Source organism: Streptomyces sp. NPDC002574 (assembly GCF_042889545.1).
Classification (GTDB): Bacteria; Actinomycetota; Actinomycetes; order Streptomycetales; family Streptomycetaceae; genus Actinacidiphila.
Genome location: NZ_JBIARB010000008.1, coordinates 460,152 through 476,912, shown reverse-complemented (window position 1 = coordinate 476,912; position 16,761 = coordinate 460,152). Strand labels below are relative to the sequence as shown.

The 16,761-nt window shown below is 73.5% G+C and carries 19 protein-coding genes; 17 read left to right on the top strand and 2 right to left on the bottom strand.

The window, feature by feature from the left end:
* Positions 1-123: 123 nt before the first annotated feature.
* The 16 genes from ACFYXS_RS22300 (at position 124) to ACFYXS_RS22225 (ending at position 14,009) form a co-directional block, all read left to right on the top strand.
* Complete coding sequence (locus ACFYXS_RS22300) at positions 124-894, top strand: CoA transferase subunit A (protein ID WP_389250741.1); 771 nt, start codon at positions 124-126, stop codon at positions 892-894.
* Positions 894-1,577, top strand: a complete 684-nt coding sequence (locus ACFYXS_RS22295) for a CoA transferase subunit B (protein ID WP_389250739.1) — start codon at positions 894-896, stop codon at positions 1,575-1,577. The genes ACFYXS_RS22300 and ACFYXS_RS22295 overlap by 1 nt, the downstream gene beginning before the upstream one ends.
* A complete protein-coding gene (locus ACFYXS_RS22290) occupies positions 1,574-2,767 on the top strand; it encodes a thiolase family protein (protein ID WP_389250737.1) in 1,194 nt (397 codons plus the stop codon). The genes ACFYXS_RS22295 and ACFYXS_RS22290 overlap by 4 nt, the downstream gene beginning before the upstream one ends.
* 11 nt (positions 2,768-2,778) lie before the next feature.
* Positions 2,779-3,561: a protocatechuate 3,4-dioxygenase subunit beta gene (gene pcaH / locus ACFYXS_RS22285; protein WP_389250735.1), complete on the top strand. Its 783-nt coding sequence runs from the start codon at positions 2,779-2,781 to the stop codon at positions 3,559-3,561.
* Entirely contained in the window at positions 3,558-4,145 is a 588-nt protein-coding gene (gene pcaG, locus ACFYXS_RS22280) for a protocatechuate 3,4-dioxygenase subunit alpha (protein WP_389250733.1), read from the top strand. The genes pcaH and pcaG overlap by 4 nt, the downstream gene beginning before the upstream one ends.
* On the top strand, positions 4,114-5,583 hold the full coding sequence (gene pcaB / locus ACFYXS_RS22275) for a 3-carboxy-cis,cis-muconate cycloisomerase (protein ID WP_389250731.1): 1,470 nt from the start codon (positions 4,114-4,116) through the stop codon (positions 5,581-5,583). Before pcaG ends, pcaB begins: the two co-directional genes overlap by 32 nt.
* A gap of 48 nt (positions 5,584-5,631) precedes the next feature.
* The gene (gene pcaC, locus ACFYXS_RS22270) at positions 5,632-6,882 is read left to right on the top strand and encodes a 4-carboxymuconolactone decarboxylase (RefSeq protein WP_389250729.1); all 1,251 of its coding nucleotides are present in this window, start codon (positions 5,632-5,634) and stop codon (positions 6,880-6,882) included.
* A gap of 7 nt (positions 6,883-6,889) precedes the next feature.
* Positions 6,890-8,071: a 4-hydroxybenzoate 3-monooxygenase gene (locus ACFYXS_RS22265; protein ID WP_389250727.1), complete on the top strand. Its 1,182-nt coding sequence runs from the start codon at positions 6,890-6,892 to the stop codon at positions 8,069-8,071.
* A gap of 74 nt (positions 8,072-8,145) precedes the next feature.
* Positions 8,146-8,856: a molybdopterin-dependent oxidoreductase gene (locus ACFYXS_RS22260; RefSeq protein ID WP_389250725.1), complete on the top strand. Its 711-nt coding sequence runs from the start codon at positions 8,146-8,148 to the stop codon at positions 8,854-8,856.
* A complete protein-coding gene (locus tag ACFYXS_RS22255) occupies positions 8,840-9,562 on the top strand; it encodes a cytochrome b/b6 domain-containing protein (RefSeq protein ID WP_389250723.1) in 723 nt (240 codons plus the stop codon). The genes ACFYXS_RS22260 and ACFYXS_RS22255 overlap by 17 nt, the downstream gene beginning before the upstream one ends.
* Positions 9,563-9,795: 233 nt before the next feature.
* Entirely contained in the window at positions 9,796-10,245 is a 450-nt protein-coding gene (locus ACFYXS_RS22250; protein ID WP_389250721.1) for a phospholipase, read from the top strand.
* A gap of 138 nt (positions 10,246-10,383) precedes the next feature.
* Positions 10,384-10,593, top strand: coding sequence for an HTH domain-containing protein (locus ACFYXS_RS22245; RefSeq protein ID WP_319658245.1), 210 nt, complete (start codon positions 10,384-10,386; stop codon positions 10,591-10,593).
* Positions 10,594-10,595: 2 nt separating this feature from the next.
* The gene (locus tag ACFYXS_RS22240; protein ID WP_389250718.1) at positions 10,596-11,168 is read left to right on the top strand and encodes a Clp protease N-terminal domain-containing protein; all 573 of its coding nucleotides are present in this window, start codon (positions 10,596-10,598) and stop codon (positions 11,166-11,168) included.
* A gap of 191 nt (positions 11,169-11,359) precedes the next feature.
* Complete coding sequence (locus tag ACFYXS_RS22235) at positions 11,360-11,899, top strand: ArsR/SmtB family transcription factor (protein ID WP_389250716.1); 540 nt, start codon at positions 11,360-11,362, stop codon at positions 11,897-11,899.
* Between the two features lie 17 nt (positions 11,900-11,916).
* On the top strand, positions 11,917-13,203 hold the full coding sequence (locus ACFYXS_RS22230; RefSeq protein WP_389250714.1) for an MFS transporter: 1,287 nt from the start codon (positions 11,917-11,919) through the stop codon (positions 13,201-13,203).
* Positions 13,204-13,322: 119 nt separating this feature from the next.
* Positions 13,323-14,009: a pyridoxal 5'-phosphate synthase gene (locus ACFYXS_RS22225; RefSeq protein ID WP_389250712.1), complete on the top strand. Its 687-nt coding sequence runs from the start codon at positions 13,323-13,325 to the stop codon at positions 14,007-14,009.
* A gap of 35 nt (positions 14,010-14,044) precedes the next feature.
* On the opposite strand, the gene ACFYXS_RS22220 is transcribed toward ACFYXS_RS22225, so the two are convergent.
* Positions 14,045-15,310 carry a D-arabinono-1,4-lactone oxidase gene (locus ACFYXS_RS22220; protein WP_389250710.1) on the bottom strand — a complete coding sequence of 422 codons (1,266 nt, stop codon included), beginning with the start codon at positions 15,308-15,310 and terminating at the stop codon, positions 14,045-14,047.
* 215 nt (positions 15,311-15,525) lie between these two features.
* Positions 15,526-16,023 (bottom strand): peptidylprolyl isomerase, encoded by a 498-nt coding sequence (locus tag ACFYXS_RS22215; RefSeq protein ID WP_389250708.1) that lies wholly within the window; start codon positions 16,021-16,023, stop codon positions 15,526-15,528.
* A gap of 97 nt (positions 16,024-16,120) precedes the next feature.
* On the opposite strand from ACFYXS_RS22215, the gene ACFYXS_RS22210 reads away from it, so the two are divergent.
* The gene (locus ACFYXS_RS22210) at positions 16,121-16,759 is read left to right on the top strand and encodes a GNAT family N-acetyltransferase (protein ID WP_389250706.1); all 639 of its coding nucleotides are present in this window, start codon (positions 16,121-16,123) and stop codon (positions 16,757-16,759) included.
* Positions 16,760-16,761: the final 2 nt, after the last annotated feature.

The following is a 16,761-nucleotide window of genomic DNA, read 5'->3' as shown; positions in this document are numbered from 1 at the left end:
CATGGAGATATGTCGTCGAAACCGTACCGCCCCGAAACGTTGACAGAGCGGGCGCCGAGGATCAGACTCGGCCACGGAAGATTGTGAACTTAAGTTCACCAGGCGAACAAGAGGTGGCACAGGATGGACAAGGTGGTCGCCTCGGCCGCCGAGGCCGTGGCGGACGTCCATGACGGGGCGTCGCTGGCCGTCGGTGGTTTCGGGCTCAGCGGTGTGCCCGACACGCTCATCCAGGCCGTCCACGACGCCGGGACCGGCGGTCTCGCCGTGGTCTCCAACAACTGCGGCGCCCTGGAGTCCGGCCTCGCCGTCCTGCTCGCCGCCGGGCGCATCGCCCGGGTCACCGGCAGCTACATCGGCGCCAACAAGGAATTCGCCCGCCAGTACCTGGCCGGCGAGCTGGAGCTCGAACTCATCCCGCAGGGGACCCTCGCCGAACGGCTGCGCGCCGGAGGCTGCGGCATCCCCGCCTTCTACACGCCCGCCGGGGTCGGCACGCAGGTCGCCGACGGCGGACTGCCCTGGCGCTACGACGGCGACGGCGGGGTGGTGCTGGCCTCCCCGCCCAAGGAGGTCCGCGAGTTCGACGGCGTCGAGTACGTCCTGGAGCGCGGCATCACCACCGACTTCGCCCTGGTCCGGGCCGCCAAGGGCGACCGGCACGGCAACCTGGTCTTCGCCAAGTCCTCCCGCAACTTCAACCCGCTGGCGGCCATGGCCGGCCGGATCACGATCGCCGAGGTGGAGGAACTGGTCGAGCCCGGTGAACTCGACCCCGACCAGGTCCACCTTCCGGGCATCTTCGTCCAGCGGGTGGTGGCCCTCACCGCCGAGCAGGCCGCCGACAAGAAGATCGAGTTCCGCACGGTCACCGCGAGGGAGGTGTCGGCCTGATGGCCTGGACACGCGACGAGATGGCCGCCCGCGCGGCGCTGGAACTGCGTGACGGCGAGTACGTCAACCTCGGCATCGGCCTGCCGACGCTGATCCCCAACCACCTGCCCGCGGGCGTCGAGGTCGTCCTGGAGTCGGAGAACGGCATCCTGGGCACCGGCCCCTTCCCGTACGAGGACGAGGTCGACCCCGACCTGATCAACGCCGGCAAGGAGACCGTCACCGTCCTGCCCGGCGCCGCGTTCTTCGACTCCGCGCTGTCCTTCGGCATGATCCGCGGCGGCCACATCGACACTGCCGTACTGGGCGCCATGCAGGTCTCCGCCCGCGGCGACCTGGCCAACTGGGCCATCCCCGGCAAGCTGGTCACCGGCATCGGCGGTGCGATGGACCTCGTGCACGGCGCCCGGCGCGTGATCGTCACCATGACGCACACCGCCAAGGACGGCAGCCCCAAGATCCTCCAGGAGTGCGCCCTGCCGCTCACCGGCAAGGCGTGCGTCGACCGGATCATCACCGACCTCGGCGTCCTCGACGTCACCGACGACGGACTCGTCCTCGTCGAGACGGCTCCCGGCGTCGCCGTGGAGGAGATTCTGGAGAAGACCGCCGCCCCGGTCCGCACCACCCTTGGCGCCGGCAACGCCGCCGTCGCCGCCACCGGCCAAGGAGGCCAGTCATGAGCCAGCAGCTGCGCGAGGTCTACATCGTCGACGCCGTCCGCACCCCGGTCGGCAAGTACGGCGGCGCCCTGTCGGGCGTGCGCCCGGACGACCTCGCCGCGCACGTGGTCGGCTCGCTCATGGCCCGCACCCCCGACCTCGACCCGGCCCGTGTCGACGACGTGTTCTTCGGCGACGCCAACGGCGCCGGCGAGGACAACCGCGACGTCGCGCGCATGGCCGTCCTGCTGGCCGGACTGCCCGTCACCGTCCCCGGCACCACCGTCAACCGGCTCTGCGGCTCCGGCCTCGAAGCCGTCATCCAGGCCGCCCGCGCGGTCGCCGTCGGCGACGTCTCCGTCGCCATAGCCGGCGGCGTGGAGTCCATGAGCCGCGCCCCGTGGGTGCTGCCCAAGCCCGAACGGGCCTTCCCCGCCGGGCACCAGGAGATGTACTCCACCACCCTCGGCTGGCGCATGGTCAATCCGCGGATGAACCCGCAGTGGACCATCCCGCTCGGCGAGAGCGCCGAGCTGATCGCCGACCGGCACGGCATCACCCGCGAGCAGCAGGACGCCTGGTCTGTCGCCAGCCACGAGAAGGCCGCCCGCGCGTGGAAGGACGGTCTGTACGAGGCTGAGGTCGTGCCGCTCGACGGCGTGGACCTCGTCCGTGACGAGACCATCCGCGACAACACCTCCATGGAGGCGCTCGCCCGCCTCAAGCCCGCCTTCCGCAAGGACGGCGGCACGGTCACCGCGGGCAACTCCTCGCCGCTCAACGACGGTGCGGCCGCCCTGCTGATCGTCGACGAGGAGGGTCTGCGGGCCACCGGCCGCGAGCCGCTCGCCCGCATCCGCGCCTCCGCGGTCACCGGCATCGAGCCCGACTACTTCGGCCTGGCCCCTGTCGAGGCCGTCCGCAAGGCCCTGGCCAAGTCCGGCAAGGGCTTCGGCGACCTCAGCACCGTCGAGCTCAACGAGGCCTTCGCCGCCCAGGTGCTGGGCTGCCTGGCCGGCTGGCCCGAACTGGACCCGGCGCTCGTCAACCCGCGCGGCGGCGCCATCGCCGTCGGCCACCCGCTCGGCGCGTCCGGCGCCCGCATCGCCGGAGCCGTCGCCCACCAGCTCGCGGCCCGCGGCTCCGGCACCGGCCTGGCGGCCCTGTGCATCGGCGTCGGGCAGGGCCTCGCCCTGGTCCTGGAGAGGTAGGAGCGCCCCGCATGGCCACCCCGCTCACGCAGGACGAAGTCTCCCGCGAGATCGCGGAGGCGCACGCGGCCTATGCCGAACGCCTCGCGGACGGCGCGGCCGTCGAGCACCACCCCAGGCGTGGCTACGCCCCCTACCGCAGCAGCGCGCTGCGGCACCCCAAGCGCCCGCTGGTCGCCGCCGGTACGGCCGGCGGTGACCCCGAGGCCGTCGAGCTGTCCGGGCCGGTCTTCGGCGTCACCGACATCACCGCCCTGGACCACGACCTCACCCGGCAGCACCAGGGCGAGCCGCTCGGAGAGCGGATCCGGGTCACCGGGCGCGTCCTGGACCGGCGGGGCAGGCCGGTACGGGGTCAGCTCGTCGAGATCTGGCAGGCCAACGCCTCGGGCCGCTACGCCCACCAGCGCGACGACCACCCCGCCCCGCTCGACCCCGGCTTCACCGGGGTCGGGCGCACCCTGACCGGCGACGACGGATCGTACGAGTTCGTCACGATCAAGCCCGGCGCCTACCCCTGGCGCAACCACGTCAACGCCTGGCGCCCGGCGCACATCCACTTCTCGTTCTTCGGCACGGCGTTCACCCAGCGCCTGGTCACGCAGATGTACTTCCCCGGCGATCCGCTCTTCGCCCGGGACCCGATCCTGCAGTCGGTCACCGACGACTCGGCACGCCGGCGGCTGGTCGCGGCCTACGACCACGAACTGTCCACCCCGGAATGGTCGCTCGGCTACCGCTGGGACATCGTCCTGGACGGACCCGCCGCCACCTGGACCGAGGAGGGCCGATGACCCCGCCCCCCGATCCGGCGGAACCTCTCGCCCCCACGCCCTCGCAGACCGTCGGCCCCTTCTACGGCTACGCGCTGCCCTTCGCCAAGGGCGGCGATCTGGCGCCCGCCGGGCATCCCGGCACGATCACCGTGCACGGGTACGTGTACGACGGCGCCGGGCAGCCCGTCCCCGACGCGCTGATCGAGATCTGGCAGCCCGCCCCCGACGGCTCCCGGCACGGCGCCCCCGGCTCGCTGCGCCGCGACCCGGTGAACGGCGCGGTCCTCGGCCGTGACGGGCCGGCCTTCACCGGCTTCGGCCGCGTGCCCACCGACGCCGACGGGCACTACGTCTTCCGCACGCTGCCGCCGGGCGGCGTCCCGTACCTGTCGATGATCGTCTTCGCGCGCGGCCTGCTGCACCATCTGCACACCCGCGTCTATCTGGAGGACGCGGCCGGCGACGCGCTGCTCGGCTCGCTGGAACCCGGGCGGCGTGCCACGCTGGTCGCCACTCCGGACGGCGAGGGCGTCCACCGCTTCGACGTCCGCCTGCAGTACGACGGAGTGCATGAGGAGACGGTCTTCCTTGCCTTCGACTGAACCTTTCGCGGACGCCGGCCTGCTCTCCCCGGGCCGGGCCGGCACGCCCGTGGAGGAGGCGACCGGCGACGCCGCGTTCGTCCGCGGCATGCTCGACGCCGAGGCCGCGCTGACCCGCGCGCAGGCCGCGCTGGGCCTCGCGCCCGCCTCGGCGGCCGCCGCCGTCACCGCCGCCGCGGCGGACACCGGCAGGTACGACGCGCGCGACCTCGCGCTGCGCGCCCGCCCCGGCGGCAACCCCGTCATCCCGTTGGTCGCCGACCTGACGGCGGCCGTGGGGGAGCGGGACGAAGCCGCGGCGCCCTACGTCCACCGCGGCGCCACCAGCCAGGACATCACCGACACCGCCGCCATGCTGGTGGCCTCCCGTGCGCTGGCGCCGGTGCTCGACGACCTCGCCCGCGCGGCCCGCGCGCTCGGACGGCTCGCCCGTGAGCACCGGACCACGCCCATGGCCGGGCGCACGCTCACCCAGCACGCCGTCCCCACCACCTTCGGGCTCAAGGCGGCCGGCTGGCGCGCCCTGGTCCTGGACGCCCACGACCGCCTGACGGCCGTCCGCACCGCGCTGCCCGCGCAACTGGGCGGCGCGGCGGGCACGCTCGCGGCGTTCCACGCCTTCGCCGAGGCGTCCACAGCGTCCACAGCGTCCACAGCGGGCGCGGCGGACGGCGCGGGCGGCGCGGAGGGGGTGCCCGACCTCGGCGAGCGGCTGATCGCCGCCTACGCCGCCGAGACCGGGCTCGCCGAACCGGGGCTGCCCTGGCACACCCTGCGCACCCCCGTCGCCGACCTCGCCGGAGCGCTCGCCCACACGACGGGCGCGCTCGGGAAGATCGCGGCCGACGTCCTGGTGCTGACCCGCACCGAGATCGGCGAGGTCACCGAGGGCACCGGCGGCGACTCGTCCGCCATGCCCCACAAGGCCAACCCCGTGCGGGCCGCCCTCATCGCCGCCGCGGCCCGCCAAGTGCCCGCGCTCGCCTCCGTCCTGTACGGCTCCCTGGCCGCCGAGGACGAACGGCCGGCCGGCGCCTGGCACGCCGAGTGGCAGCCGCTGCGCGAGGCCCTGCGGCTGGCGGGCGGCGCGGCGCGGGGAGCGGCGGAACTCGCCGAGGGACTGCGCGTCCACCCGCACCGCATGCGCGACAACCTCGACGCGACCGGCGGCCTGGTCGTCAGCGAGCGCCTGGCCGCGGCCCTCGCCGCCCTGATCGGCCGCGGCGAGGCGAGAGCCGCGCTCTCCCGGGCCTCGCTCCGGGCCGTCGAGGAGGGCATCGACCTCGACGACGTCCTCGCCGAGGACCCCGCCCTCGCGGCCCTCCTGCCCAAGGAGCGCCTGCGCGACCTCACCGACCCGACCCGCTACACCGGCTCCGCGGCCGCTCTCGTCGACCGGGCCCTGCGCCGCCCCGACCCGCCGGGCTCCGCCTTGTGACCTTCCGGCCGCCCGAGCCCACCCGAACGCCCGCACAGAGGAGGACGCATGAGCGGCAGCACATCGCCCGACGCCGCGGAGCCGCGGCTGCTGCATCACCGGGTGGACGGGGCGGCCGGTCGGCCCGCGCTGCTGCTGGGGCCGAGCCTGGGCACGTCGCTGGCGGTGTGGGACGCCCAAGTGCCCGCGCTCGCCCGCGACCACCGGGTGATCCGCTGGGACCTGCCGGGGCACGGCGGCACGCCCGCCGGGCTGCTGCCGCCGGAGCCCACGACGGCGGACCTGGGACGGCTGGTGCTCGAACTCGCCGACGCGCTCGGCATCGAGCGCTTCGCGTACGCGGGCATCTCGCTGGGCGGCGCGGTCGGGACCTGGCTGGCGATCCACCGCCCGGAGCGGGTGACCTCGCTGGCGGTGCTGTGCGCCGCGGCCCGCTTCGGGACTCCCGAGGGCTGGCGGGACCGGGCCGCGCTGGTGCGGGCGAAGGGCACCGGGCCGGTCGCCGACACCACGGCGGCCCGCTGGTTCACGTCGGGCACCGTCCCGGGCCCCGCGGCCGAGGCGCTCGTGGACGATCTGGGGGCCGCCGACCCGGAGGCGTACGCGCGGCTGTGCGACGTGCTCGCCACGCACGATGTGCGCGCCGGACTGGCCGCGATCACCGCGCCGACGCTCGTCGTCGCCGGGCGGGAGGATCCCGTCGTACCCGTGGCCGACGCCCGGGAACTCGCGGACGGCATCCCCGGCGCGAGCCTCACCGAGGTCGGGCACGCCGCGCACCTGGCCAACGTCGAGTGCCCGGCTCCGGTACTGGCCGCGCTGCTGGGGCACTTGACGCCCGGCCCCGCCGCCGACGACGGCTCCCGGCACGCCGCGGGCACGGCCGTCCGGCGCGCGGTGCTCGGTGACGCCCACGTGGACCGGGCGGTCGCGCGGACCACGGCCTTCACCGCGCCGTTCCAGGACTTCATCACCCGCTACGCGTGGGGCGAGATCTGGACCCGTCCCGGCCTCGACCTCAGGACCCGCAGCTGCGTCACGCTCACCGCGCTCGTGGCGCACGGCCATCACGAGGAACTGGCACTGCACGTCCGGGCCGCCCGCCGTAACGGACTGACCCGGGAGGAGATCCAGGAGGTCCTGCTCCAGTCGGCGATCTACTGCGGCGTGCCCGCCGCGAACGCGGCGTTCGCCATCGCGAACCGCGTCCTCGAAGAGGAAGAACCAGAAGAACCGGAACCAGAAGACCCAGCACTACGGGAAGACGGACCGGAAGAAGTTTCGGAAGAGGGGGAGTAGCCCACCCATGCAGCCCCACACCACCGTCGGCATCGTCGGCGGCGGCCCCGCCGGCCTGCTGCTCGCCCGGCTCCTGCACCGCTCAGGCGTCGACTGCGTGGTCCTGGAGAGCCGGGAACGCGCCTATGTCGAGCACCGCCAGCGGGCCGGCATCCTCGAACAGTCCACGGTCGACGTGCTGCGCTCCTCCGGCGCGGCCGGCCGGCTGGATCGCGAGGCCATGGTCCACGACGGCATCGAACTGCGCTGGAACCGGCGCACGCACCGCCTGGACTTCCCCGACCTCACCGGCGGCCGCCGCGTGTGGGTGTACGCGCAGACCGAGGTCGTCAAGGACCTCATCGCCCTGCAGATCGAGGACGGCGCCCCGCTGGTGTTCGGCGCCCAGGTGATGGCGGTCGGGGGGGCCGACACGGACCGCCCGGTGATCCACTACACCCACGAGGACCGCGACAAGACCCTGACCTGCGACTACGTCGTGGGCTGCGACGGCTTCCACGGCCCGACCCGCCGCGCGGTCCCGCGGGGCGCGAGCCGGACGTACGAGCGGGTCTACCCGTACTCGTGGTTCGGCATCCTCGCCGACGTCCCGCCGTCCTGCGACGAGTTGATCTACGCGCACTCGCCGCGCGGCTTCGCCCTGCACAGCATGCGCTCGCCCGAAGTCAGCCGGCTCTATCTGCAGGTGCCCAACGGCACCGACACGGACGACTGGTCCGACGAGCGGATCTGGGACGAGCTGGACGCCCGCTTCGCGATCGACGGCGACTGGAAGCTGGAGCGCGGGCCCATCACCGCCAAGGCGGTGCTGCCGATGCGCAGTTCCGTCACGGAGCCGATGCGCTGGGGCCGGGTGCTGCTCGCCGGGGACGCCGCGCACATCGTGCCGCCCACCGGCGCCAAGGGGCTCAACCTGGCCGCCGCCGATGTGGTCGTCCTGGCAAGGGCGTTCGCGTACCTGCAGGAGACCGGGTCGCAGGCACTCCTGGACGCGTACTCCGACACCTGCCTGCGCCGGGTGTGGCGGGCCGAGCACTTCTCCTGGTTCATGACCACGACCCTGCACACCGATCCCGCGCACGGTGAATTCGACGCCCGGCTGCAGGTCAGCCAGCTCGACCGCATCGCGGCCTCCCGGCACGCGGCGGCGGAGCTGGCGGAGAACTACGCGGGCCTGGAGATCGGCTGACCGACCTATTACGCGTTGCTTACGGGGTGACCAGGCACTCTGTGAGCAGCGTCCACGGGATTACGGTGGGGGACATGGAAAGCAAGGGCACGCCGGTCGGGCGGCGCGTGGTGCTCGGCATGCTCGGGCTGGGTGCCCTCGGCGTGGCGGTGGGCAGCCGGGTGCAGGACGGCCTGGACTCGGCGCTGTCGCAGGTGACCAGCAAGGACCCCACCGGTCTGACGGGACTCCTGCCGGGCGGCGGAGGGTTCCGCTTCTACAACGTGACGGGCTCGGTCCCGCAGCGCGACGCCTCGAACTACCGGCTGACCGTCTCCGGGCTCGTCGACCGCCAGGCCGGTTACACCCTCGCCGACCTGCGGGCCATGCCGCAGACGCACATGGTGCGCGATGTGCAGTGCGTGACCGGGTGGCGGGTGGACGACACCGCCTTCGAAGGGGTGCGGCTGTCCCATCTGCTCGACCTCGCGGGTGTGCGGGACGGGGCCGGCGCCATCCGCTTCACCTGCTTCGACGGGGCCTACACCGAGAGCCTGACCCTCGAACAGGCCCGCAGGGACGACGTGCTGGTCGCGCTGAAGATGCAGGGCAAGCCGGTGACCTCCGCCCACGGCGGTCCGGTGCGGCTGTACGTGGCGCCGATGTACTTCTACAAATCCGCCAAGTGGCTCTCGGGTATCGAGGTCACCGAGTCGGTGCAGCCCGGTTACTGGGAGCACTACGGCTACGACGTCGACGCCTGGGTCGGCCGTTCGAACGGACGCGACGATGCCCCGACTTCCTGAGTCCGTACGCCGCTTCACCCGGGCCGAGCGCTGGGTGCACCGCAGCACGGCGACGCTGATGATGATCTGCCTCTTCACCGCGGCGTGCCTCTACCTGCCGCCGCTCGCCGAGATCGTCGGCCGCAGGCGCCTGATCGTCACCGTCCACGAGTGGTCCGGCATCGCGCTGCCGCTGCCCGCGCTCGCCGGCCTCGCCTCCCGGGCGTTCCGGCTGGACCTGCGGCGGCTCAACCGCTTCGCGTCGTACGACGGGAAGTGGTTGCGCACCGCGCTGCGCGGCAGGCTCTACCAGGGGCGCCCGGCGGGCAAGTTCAACGCGGGGCAGAAGCTCTACGCGGCCTTCGCGGCCGGGGCGGTGCTGGTGATGCTGGGCACCGGGCTGCTGATGATGTTCCCTCACCTGACGGCGGTCGTCTGGCGTACGGGAGCCACCTTCGTCCACGACTGGCTGGCGCTGGCCGTCGCGTTCGCGGTGGCGGGCCACTGGTGGATGGCGGCCCACGACCCCGAGGCGCGGCAGGGGATGCGCACGGGCTTCGTCACGCCGAACTGGGCGCGGCTGCACCATCCGCACTGGGACCACGCGAAGGACGCCGCGGACGTCGCGGGCGGGGACACCGGCGACACCGGGCGGACGGCGTCCGCCTCCGCCTCCTCCGCCCCTTCCACGGGGTCCGGCGGCCCGGCGGGCGGCCAGCACTCCTGATCCGCCGGCCGCGGGGCCGTTCCCCTCGCTCCTGAACCGTTCGTGATGCGCCGTCGACGACTGACGTCGGCGGCGCTTAGGCATGTTCATGCAATTTTTGCCGTCCCATGTCTACTCGCATAGACCCTCCCGGCGCGATTCTGATCCGGCACTTCCGCACCACCCGTGAGATTCCGCATCCGGTGCCACCCCCGTACCCGCGCGCCGCCCGCGCGCCCGTCTCTGGAGACCCCATGCGCCGAATCACCACCGGCTTCGCCGCCGCCGCGGTCGCCGCCGTCGCCACCATCGCCCTGACCACGCCCGCCAACGCCGTCCCCGCCGACAAGGCCCAGGTGCTGTCGAGCTGGACCCAGACCAGCGCCTCCAGCTACAACGCGTGGTCGGCCGCGCGCCAGAACCAGGCCGCCTGGTCGGCCTACGCCTTCGACTGGTCCACGGACTACTGCAGCACCTCCCCGGACAACCCCTTCGGCTTCCCCTTCGCGACCTCCTGTGCCCGGCACGACTTCGGTTACCGCAACTACAAGGCCGCCGGAACCTTCTCGGCCAACAAGAGCCGGCTGGACAGCGCCCTCTACGAGGACCTGAAGCGCGTCTGCGCCGGCTACAGCGGCGCCACCGCGACCGCGTGCAACGGCACCGCGTGGACCTACTACCAGGCGGTCAAGGCCTTCGGCTGACCGGCGCCCCTGCCGCGACCCTCTCCCGCGCGCCCGGTCCTCCGTCGACACGGAGGGCCGGGCGCGCGTTGCCGTCGCCCCCGGCATTCTTGTCAACTCTGGTTGACGTGCGCCGCCTGTCAACGTAGATTGACAGGCATGACCGAGGCAACCGATCTCGCCGAGCGGGCGGGAGACCGTGATCCGCGGATCGGGCTGCGGGCCGTCGCCGCGCTGCGGCGGCTGCTGGAGCAGCTCGAGGCCGTGCAAGTCAGGAGCGCGCGGGCCAAGGGGTGGTCCTGGCAGGAGATCGCCCACGAACTGGGCGTCAGCAGGCAGGCCGTGCACAAGAAGTACGGGAGGAATTGACGATGTTCGAGAGGTTCACCAAGAGCGCGCGCGACGTGGTGGAGGGCGCGCTGGGGCACGCCGACACCGCGCGGGCCGAGGCGGTCGCCGAGGAGCACCTGCTGTTCGCACTGCTGGACGCGGAGGGCACCCGGGCCTCCGGCGTCCTTGCCGCGCTGGGCGTCGATCGGCGCCGCGAGGAACTGGAGGAGGCGCTGGCGCAGACCCGGCGCCGCGGCGGGGTCTCACGGGCGGACGCCGAGGCGCTGGCCGGGTTCGGCATCGACGTCGCCGAGATCGTCGCCCGCGTCGAGGACGCCCACGGGGCCGGGGCGCTGGCCGTCGGCCGCAAGCCCCGGCGGTGGCGGCCGGCCGGGCGCCGGCCCCTCACCCGCGGCGCCAAGACCGTGCTGGAGCGCTCATTGCGGGCCGCCCTGGCCCGAGGGGACCGCCACATCGGCGACGAGCACCTGCTGCTGGCGCTCGCCACCGGTCCCGGCGCGGTGACCGACGTGCTCGCGGAGTTCGGGGCGTCGTGGGCCGACATCGAGCGGGTCCTCGCGGAGGGCGGCGAGGGCCGGGCCAGGGCGAGCTGACGGGCCGTGGGCGCGGCCGCGGCGCCGACCGCGGCCGCGTACGGCCGCGTTGGCGGGCCGAAGGCACCTCGGGCGCGCCCGGGGCGCCCGAATCATCTGAACCATCGGTTTGCGCGCGACTCGAGGAGTCGGGCGGAGCGAAGGACGCAACTCCCTTGACGAATGGTCAAGAAGTGTTGACCATTGGGGGCATGCCTGCCGATGAGCTTCCCGAGACGTTCCACGTCACCACCGACGAGCAGCTGCGCGCCGTTTCCAATCTCACGCGCCACCGGATCATGGCCGTGCTCCGCTTCGAACCCGCGACGATCACGCAGATCGCCGAGCGAGTGGGCCTCGCGAAGGGGAGTTCCAGCTACCACGTAAGGCTGCTCGAACGAGCCGGCCTGGTGAAGGTGGTCCGCACGCGGAAGGTCCGGGGGGTCACCGAGCGGTACTACGCGATGGCCGCGCGGGCGATCGTGCTGCCGGATCCGGGCGAGGGAGGGCCGGATGTGCTGATGCGGCATGCGGTGGCGGACCTGGAGGCAGCGCCGGCGGACGGCGAGCGGCACGTGCGGATGGCGCATCTGCGGCTCACCGAGGAGCAGTTCGCGGAGCTGGGGGCGCGGCTGGAGGCCCTGGCGGACGAGTACCGGGAGCTGTCGGATCCGTCGCTGCCGGACGCGTCACTCGTCTTCGCGCTGTTCCACCCGGCACCCCGCGCACAGGCCGAGGGGGACGCCAAGTGAGCTCAGACATCCGAAAGTTGACGACGGGGTTCGGACGGCTGTGGACCGCGCAGACGGTGTCCTCACTCGGTGACGGGGTGACACATGCCGCGCTGCCGCTGCTCGCGCTGACCTTGACGCGGGATCCGATGGCGCTCGCCGTCGTCACGGCCGCCGGAACACTGCCGTGGCTGCTGTTCGGGGTGCTCGGCGGTGCGCTGGTGGACCGCTGGGACCGCCGGCGCACGATGTGGGTCACGGACGCGGCGCGTGCGGTGCTGCTCGCCATACCCGCGGTAGCGGCCGCGCTCGACGTGCTGGGCATTCCCCTGCTCGCGGCCGTCGCGTTCCTGCTCGGCCTCGGCGGACTCTTCTTCGACACGGCGGCCACGGCCTATCTGCCGGATCTGCTCGGCCGCGACCCCGCGCTCCTGGAGCGCGCCAACTCCCGGCTGCGCGGCGCCCAGACCGCCGCGTCCGGCTTCGCGGGGCCACCTGCGGGCAGTGCCCTGCTCGCCCTCGGGCGGGCGGTTCCGCTGCTCGCCGACGCGGTGTCGTTCGCGGTCTCCGCACTGCTCGTACGGTCGCTGCCCGCCGCACCCCGGCCCGTACCGCAGGCCCGTGAGTCCCTGCTGCGGCAGGCGCGGGCCGGCGCCTCGTACGTCTTCCGGGACCGGTTGCTGTTCGGGCTCGCGCTGCGTCCGGCGGTCGGGAACATCGCCTTCCTCGCCGTGGAGACCGTACTCGCCCTCTTCGCGCACGATCGTCTCGGCATCGACACCTTCGGTTTCGGCCTGCTCCTCACGGCGGAGGCCACCGGCGGTCTGCTCGGCGCGGCCATCGCCTCCTTCCTCGGCCGGCGACTCGGCACCGGCACCGCGCTGACCTGCACGGCCGCAGTCGAGGGACTGGCCGTCCTGGGCCTCGCCGCCGCCCCGAACCCGTACGTCGCCGGCCTCGCGCTCGCCGTCTGCGGCGCGGGCATGGGCGCCACGATGGTGCTCGGCCCCTCGCTCCGCCAGGCGATCGTCCCCGCCCACCTGATGGGCCGGGTCGCCTCCACCTCCCGCATGCTCGCCATGTGCGCCGCCCCGTTCGGCGCCTTCCTCGGCGGCTGGCTGGCCACCACCTACGACGTACGCACCCCGCTCTACACCGCCGCCGGGCTCCTCCTCACCATGACCACCGTCACCGCGACCATGACCAGCAACCGCCGGGTCGAGGCGGGGCTGCGTGCCGCCGCCCCGGCCGGTGACCCGGATCACCCGGAAACCCGGGATCCCGTTCACGAGGGTGCCGTTCAGGGCTCCGCGAGGTCGCGCTGATCCCGGCTCGGCGCAGGGCGATCGGAGCACGGTCGCCCTCGTCGTCGAGGAAGAAGAACCGCTCCGGTTCCGGCGGAAGCCCTGACGCCCACGCGCGCCGGGCCGTGTACGTTCGGTATGTGAGCGATCAAGAGGGTGACCGCACGTCCGAGGCGGCCGGTGCACGTGAACTGCTGCGGAGTATCGAGGTCTTCGCGGGGGACCTGCCGGGTTTCGACCCCGCGGCCGCTCCGGAGGACCCGGTGGCCCTGTTCACCGAATGGCTGCTGGCGGCGGTACGGGCCGGGGTGCGGGAACCGCACGCCATGACGCTGTCGACGGTGGACGCGGACGGGAATCCGGCGGCCCGGGTGCTCATCCTCAAGGACGTGGGCGAACGGGGCTGGCAGTTCGCCTCCGACGCCGGCAGCGCCAAGGGCCGGGACCTGGCCGCCCGCCCGCGCGCGGCGCTCACGTTCTACTGGCCCGCGCTCGCCCGGCAGGTCCGGGTCCGCGGTCCCGTGGCGCCCGAGGGCCCGGAGCGCAGCGCGGCGGACTTCCTGGCCCGCGGGCCGGGCGCGCGCGCCGAGGCCCTGCTGGGCCGGCAGTCGCAGCCGCTGGCCGACCTGGCCGAACGGGACGCGGCCGTGCGGGAGTCCTCGGCACGACTCGCCCGCACGCCGGGCCTCGTGGCGCCGGGCTGGACGCTGTACGCGCTGCGTCCGGTCTCCGTCGAGTTCTGGCAGGGCGACAAGGAACGACGGCACACCCGGCTGGTCTACCGCGCCGGCGACCAGGGCTGGACCAGGCAACTGCTCTGGCCGTAGGTCCCCGGCGGCCCACGGCGGTCGACCGCGCTCGGTCAGTGGCCGGGGAAGAACTCCCGCAGGTAGTCGTTGCGGAAGGTGCCGGAGGGGTCCCGGCGGGCGGCGAGCGCGCGGAAGTCGTCGTAGCGCGGGTAGAGGGCCGGGAGGTCGGCGGCCGGGGTGGTGAAGAGCTTGCCCCAGTGCGGGCGGGCGGAGAACGGGCGCAGCGCCTGCTCGATCGCCGCGAGGGCGGGCAGGACGGCCGCGGTGTCGGGGATCCAGGTGAAGTGGAAGGCGACGCTGTCGCGCCCGAACGCGGGGCTCAGCCACAGCTCGTCGGCCGCGATGGTGCGGATCTCGCCGATCTGCACGGCGGCCGCGAAGTGCTCGCGCACCTTCCACAGGGCGTCGAACGCCGCCGGGGCGTCCGCGCGGTCCACGAAGTACTCCGACTGGATCTCCTCGCCGCTGCTGGGCGTGAACTCCATCCGGAAGTGCGGCAGCCGCTCGTACCAGGCGCCGACGTCGCCGTTCTGCGGCGTGCAGTGCGCGGCGGGCATGCCCGGGACGGGGTGCCGGGGGCCGTCGGCCAGGACGGCGCCGTACCACTCGCGCGGCGCCGGGGCCGGGGGCGTGGAGGGGTCCTCGACGCGCTCCTTGAGCCACACCTGCTCCAGCAGGGGGTCCTGCCAGCGCGTGAAGGCCGACACGCTGTACCCGGCGGACATCACCTCGGCGAAGTTCCGCCCGAGTTCCTCGCGCGGCATGTCGTCGTAGACCCACTGGCGCACGGAGAAGGAGGGCAGCAGGTCCAGCGTCAGGTGCGTGACGACGCCGAGCGCGCCGAGCGCCACGACGGAGCCCTCGAAGTCCGGGTCGCCGCGGCGGACCTCGACCTGCTCGCCGTCGGCGGTGACCATGGTCAGCGCGCGGACGGCGCCGGCCAGGCTCGCGTTGGTGGTCCCCGACCCGTGGGTGCCGGTGGAGCACGCGCCGGCCACGGAGATGTGCGGCAGGGAGCCCAGGTTGTGCAGGGCGAAACCGGCCCGGTCGATCGTTCCGGCGATCTCACCGAAGCGCAGGCCGGAGCTCACGGTCGCGGTGCGCGCGTCGCTGTCGATGTCGACCACGGGGGGCAGCGCCGCGGTCGAGACGTGGTCGCCGTCGGTGTCCGCGACGGTGCTGAAGGAGTGCCGGGTGCCCAGCGGCCGGATCCGCTCGGAGCGGGCCACGATCTCCTGCAGTGCGCCGACGGACTCCGGGCTGTGGAGCCGCCGCGCGTGGAAGGCGATGTTGCCGCCCCAGTTCCTCTCCGCGGACATCGTGGTCGTTCCTTTCCGTCGTGCGGCGCCCGGCATGCCGTGAGGCGGCCGGACTGGTCGGCGCGCACCAGCGGTGAGCAGCGCCGATGGGGATCGTACGCCGCCCGCGGTGCGGCCGGGACGGGGGCCGGTCGCGGACCGGGACCGCGGAAAGCCGGGCGCCCGGCACCGGAGGCCGCGCGGGGCGGCCCGGGTGCCGGGCGGCAGGACGTGGGTCAGGCGACGATGCCGGACTTCGCGATCTCGACGCGGGCGCTGGGGGTGCCGCTGCGCGAGCCGAGGGACTCGATCTTCTTGACGATGTCCATGCCCTCGACGACCTCGCCGAAGACGACGTGCTTGTTGTCCAGCCAGTCGGTGACGATGGTCGTGATGAAGAACTGCGAGCCGTTGGTGTTCGGGCCCGCGTTGGCCATCGACAGCTGGCCCGGCTTGGTGTGCTTGAGCTGGAAGTTCTCGTCGGCGAACTTGGCGCCGTAGATGCTCTTGCCACCGGTGCCGTTGCCGGCGGTGAAGTCACCGCCCTGGAGCATGAAGTCCGGGATGACGCGGTGGAAGTGCGAGCCCTCGTAGCCGAAGCCGTTCTCGCCGGTGGCGAGCTCGCGGAAGTTCCGCGCGGTCTTGGGCACCACGTCGTCGAAGAGGGTGAAGACGATCCGTCCGGCGGGCTCGCCGTCGATCGTGATGTCGAAGTACACGTCGTTGTTGCTCATGCCGACATTTTCACATCCCCGGTCGCCACTCCCGACCGCGCCCCGCGCGGGACACGCAGTTGACCAGCCGCGCGGCGGTGCGCATAGCATCCGGGGCATGCCGGAAACCGGGACCTTGCAAGGCGGGTACGTCCGCCTGGAGCCGCTCACCGCGGACCACGCGGACGGGCTGCTGCGTGCCGCCCGGGAGTCCCGCGACACCTACGGATTCACCTTGGTGCCGGAGGACCTGCCCGCGATGGAGCGGTACATCCAGGGGGCACTGGCGGACCAGGCCACCGGCGTCGCTCTCCCGTTCGCCGTGGTCGACATCGCGCGCGGCACCCTGATCGGCTCGACGCGCTTCCTGGACCTCGACTACTGGACCGCCACCCCCGCCTGGCCCGCGGGGCGCATCGCACCGCGCCCGGACGGGGTGCCCACGGTCGCCGAGATCGGCAGCACCTGGCTGTCCGCCTCCGCCCAGCGCACCCCCTGCAACACCGAGGCCAAGCTCCTGCTGCTCACGCACGCCTTCGAGACCTGGGGCGTGCTGCGCGTCACGCTCAAGACCGATGCCCGCAACGCCCGCTCGCGGGCCGCGATCGAGCGCATCGGCGGACGCTTCGAGGGCATCCGCCGCGCGCACGTCCGCGCGACCGACGGCACCGTGCGCGACAGCGCGTACTACTCCGTCCTCCAGGACGAGTGGCCCGGCGTCAGGGCGGCCCTGGAGGGCCGCCTGCGGAGGTCCTGACG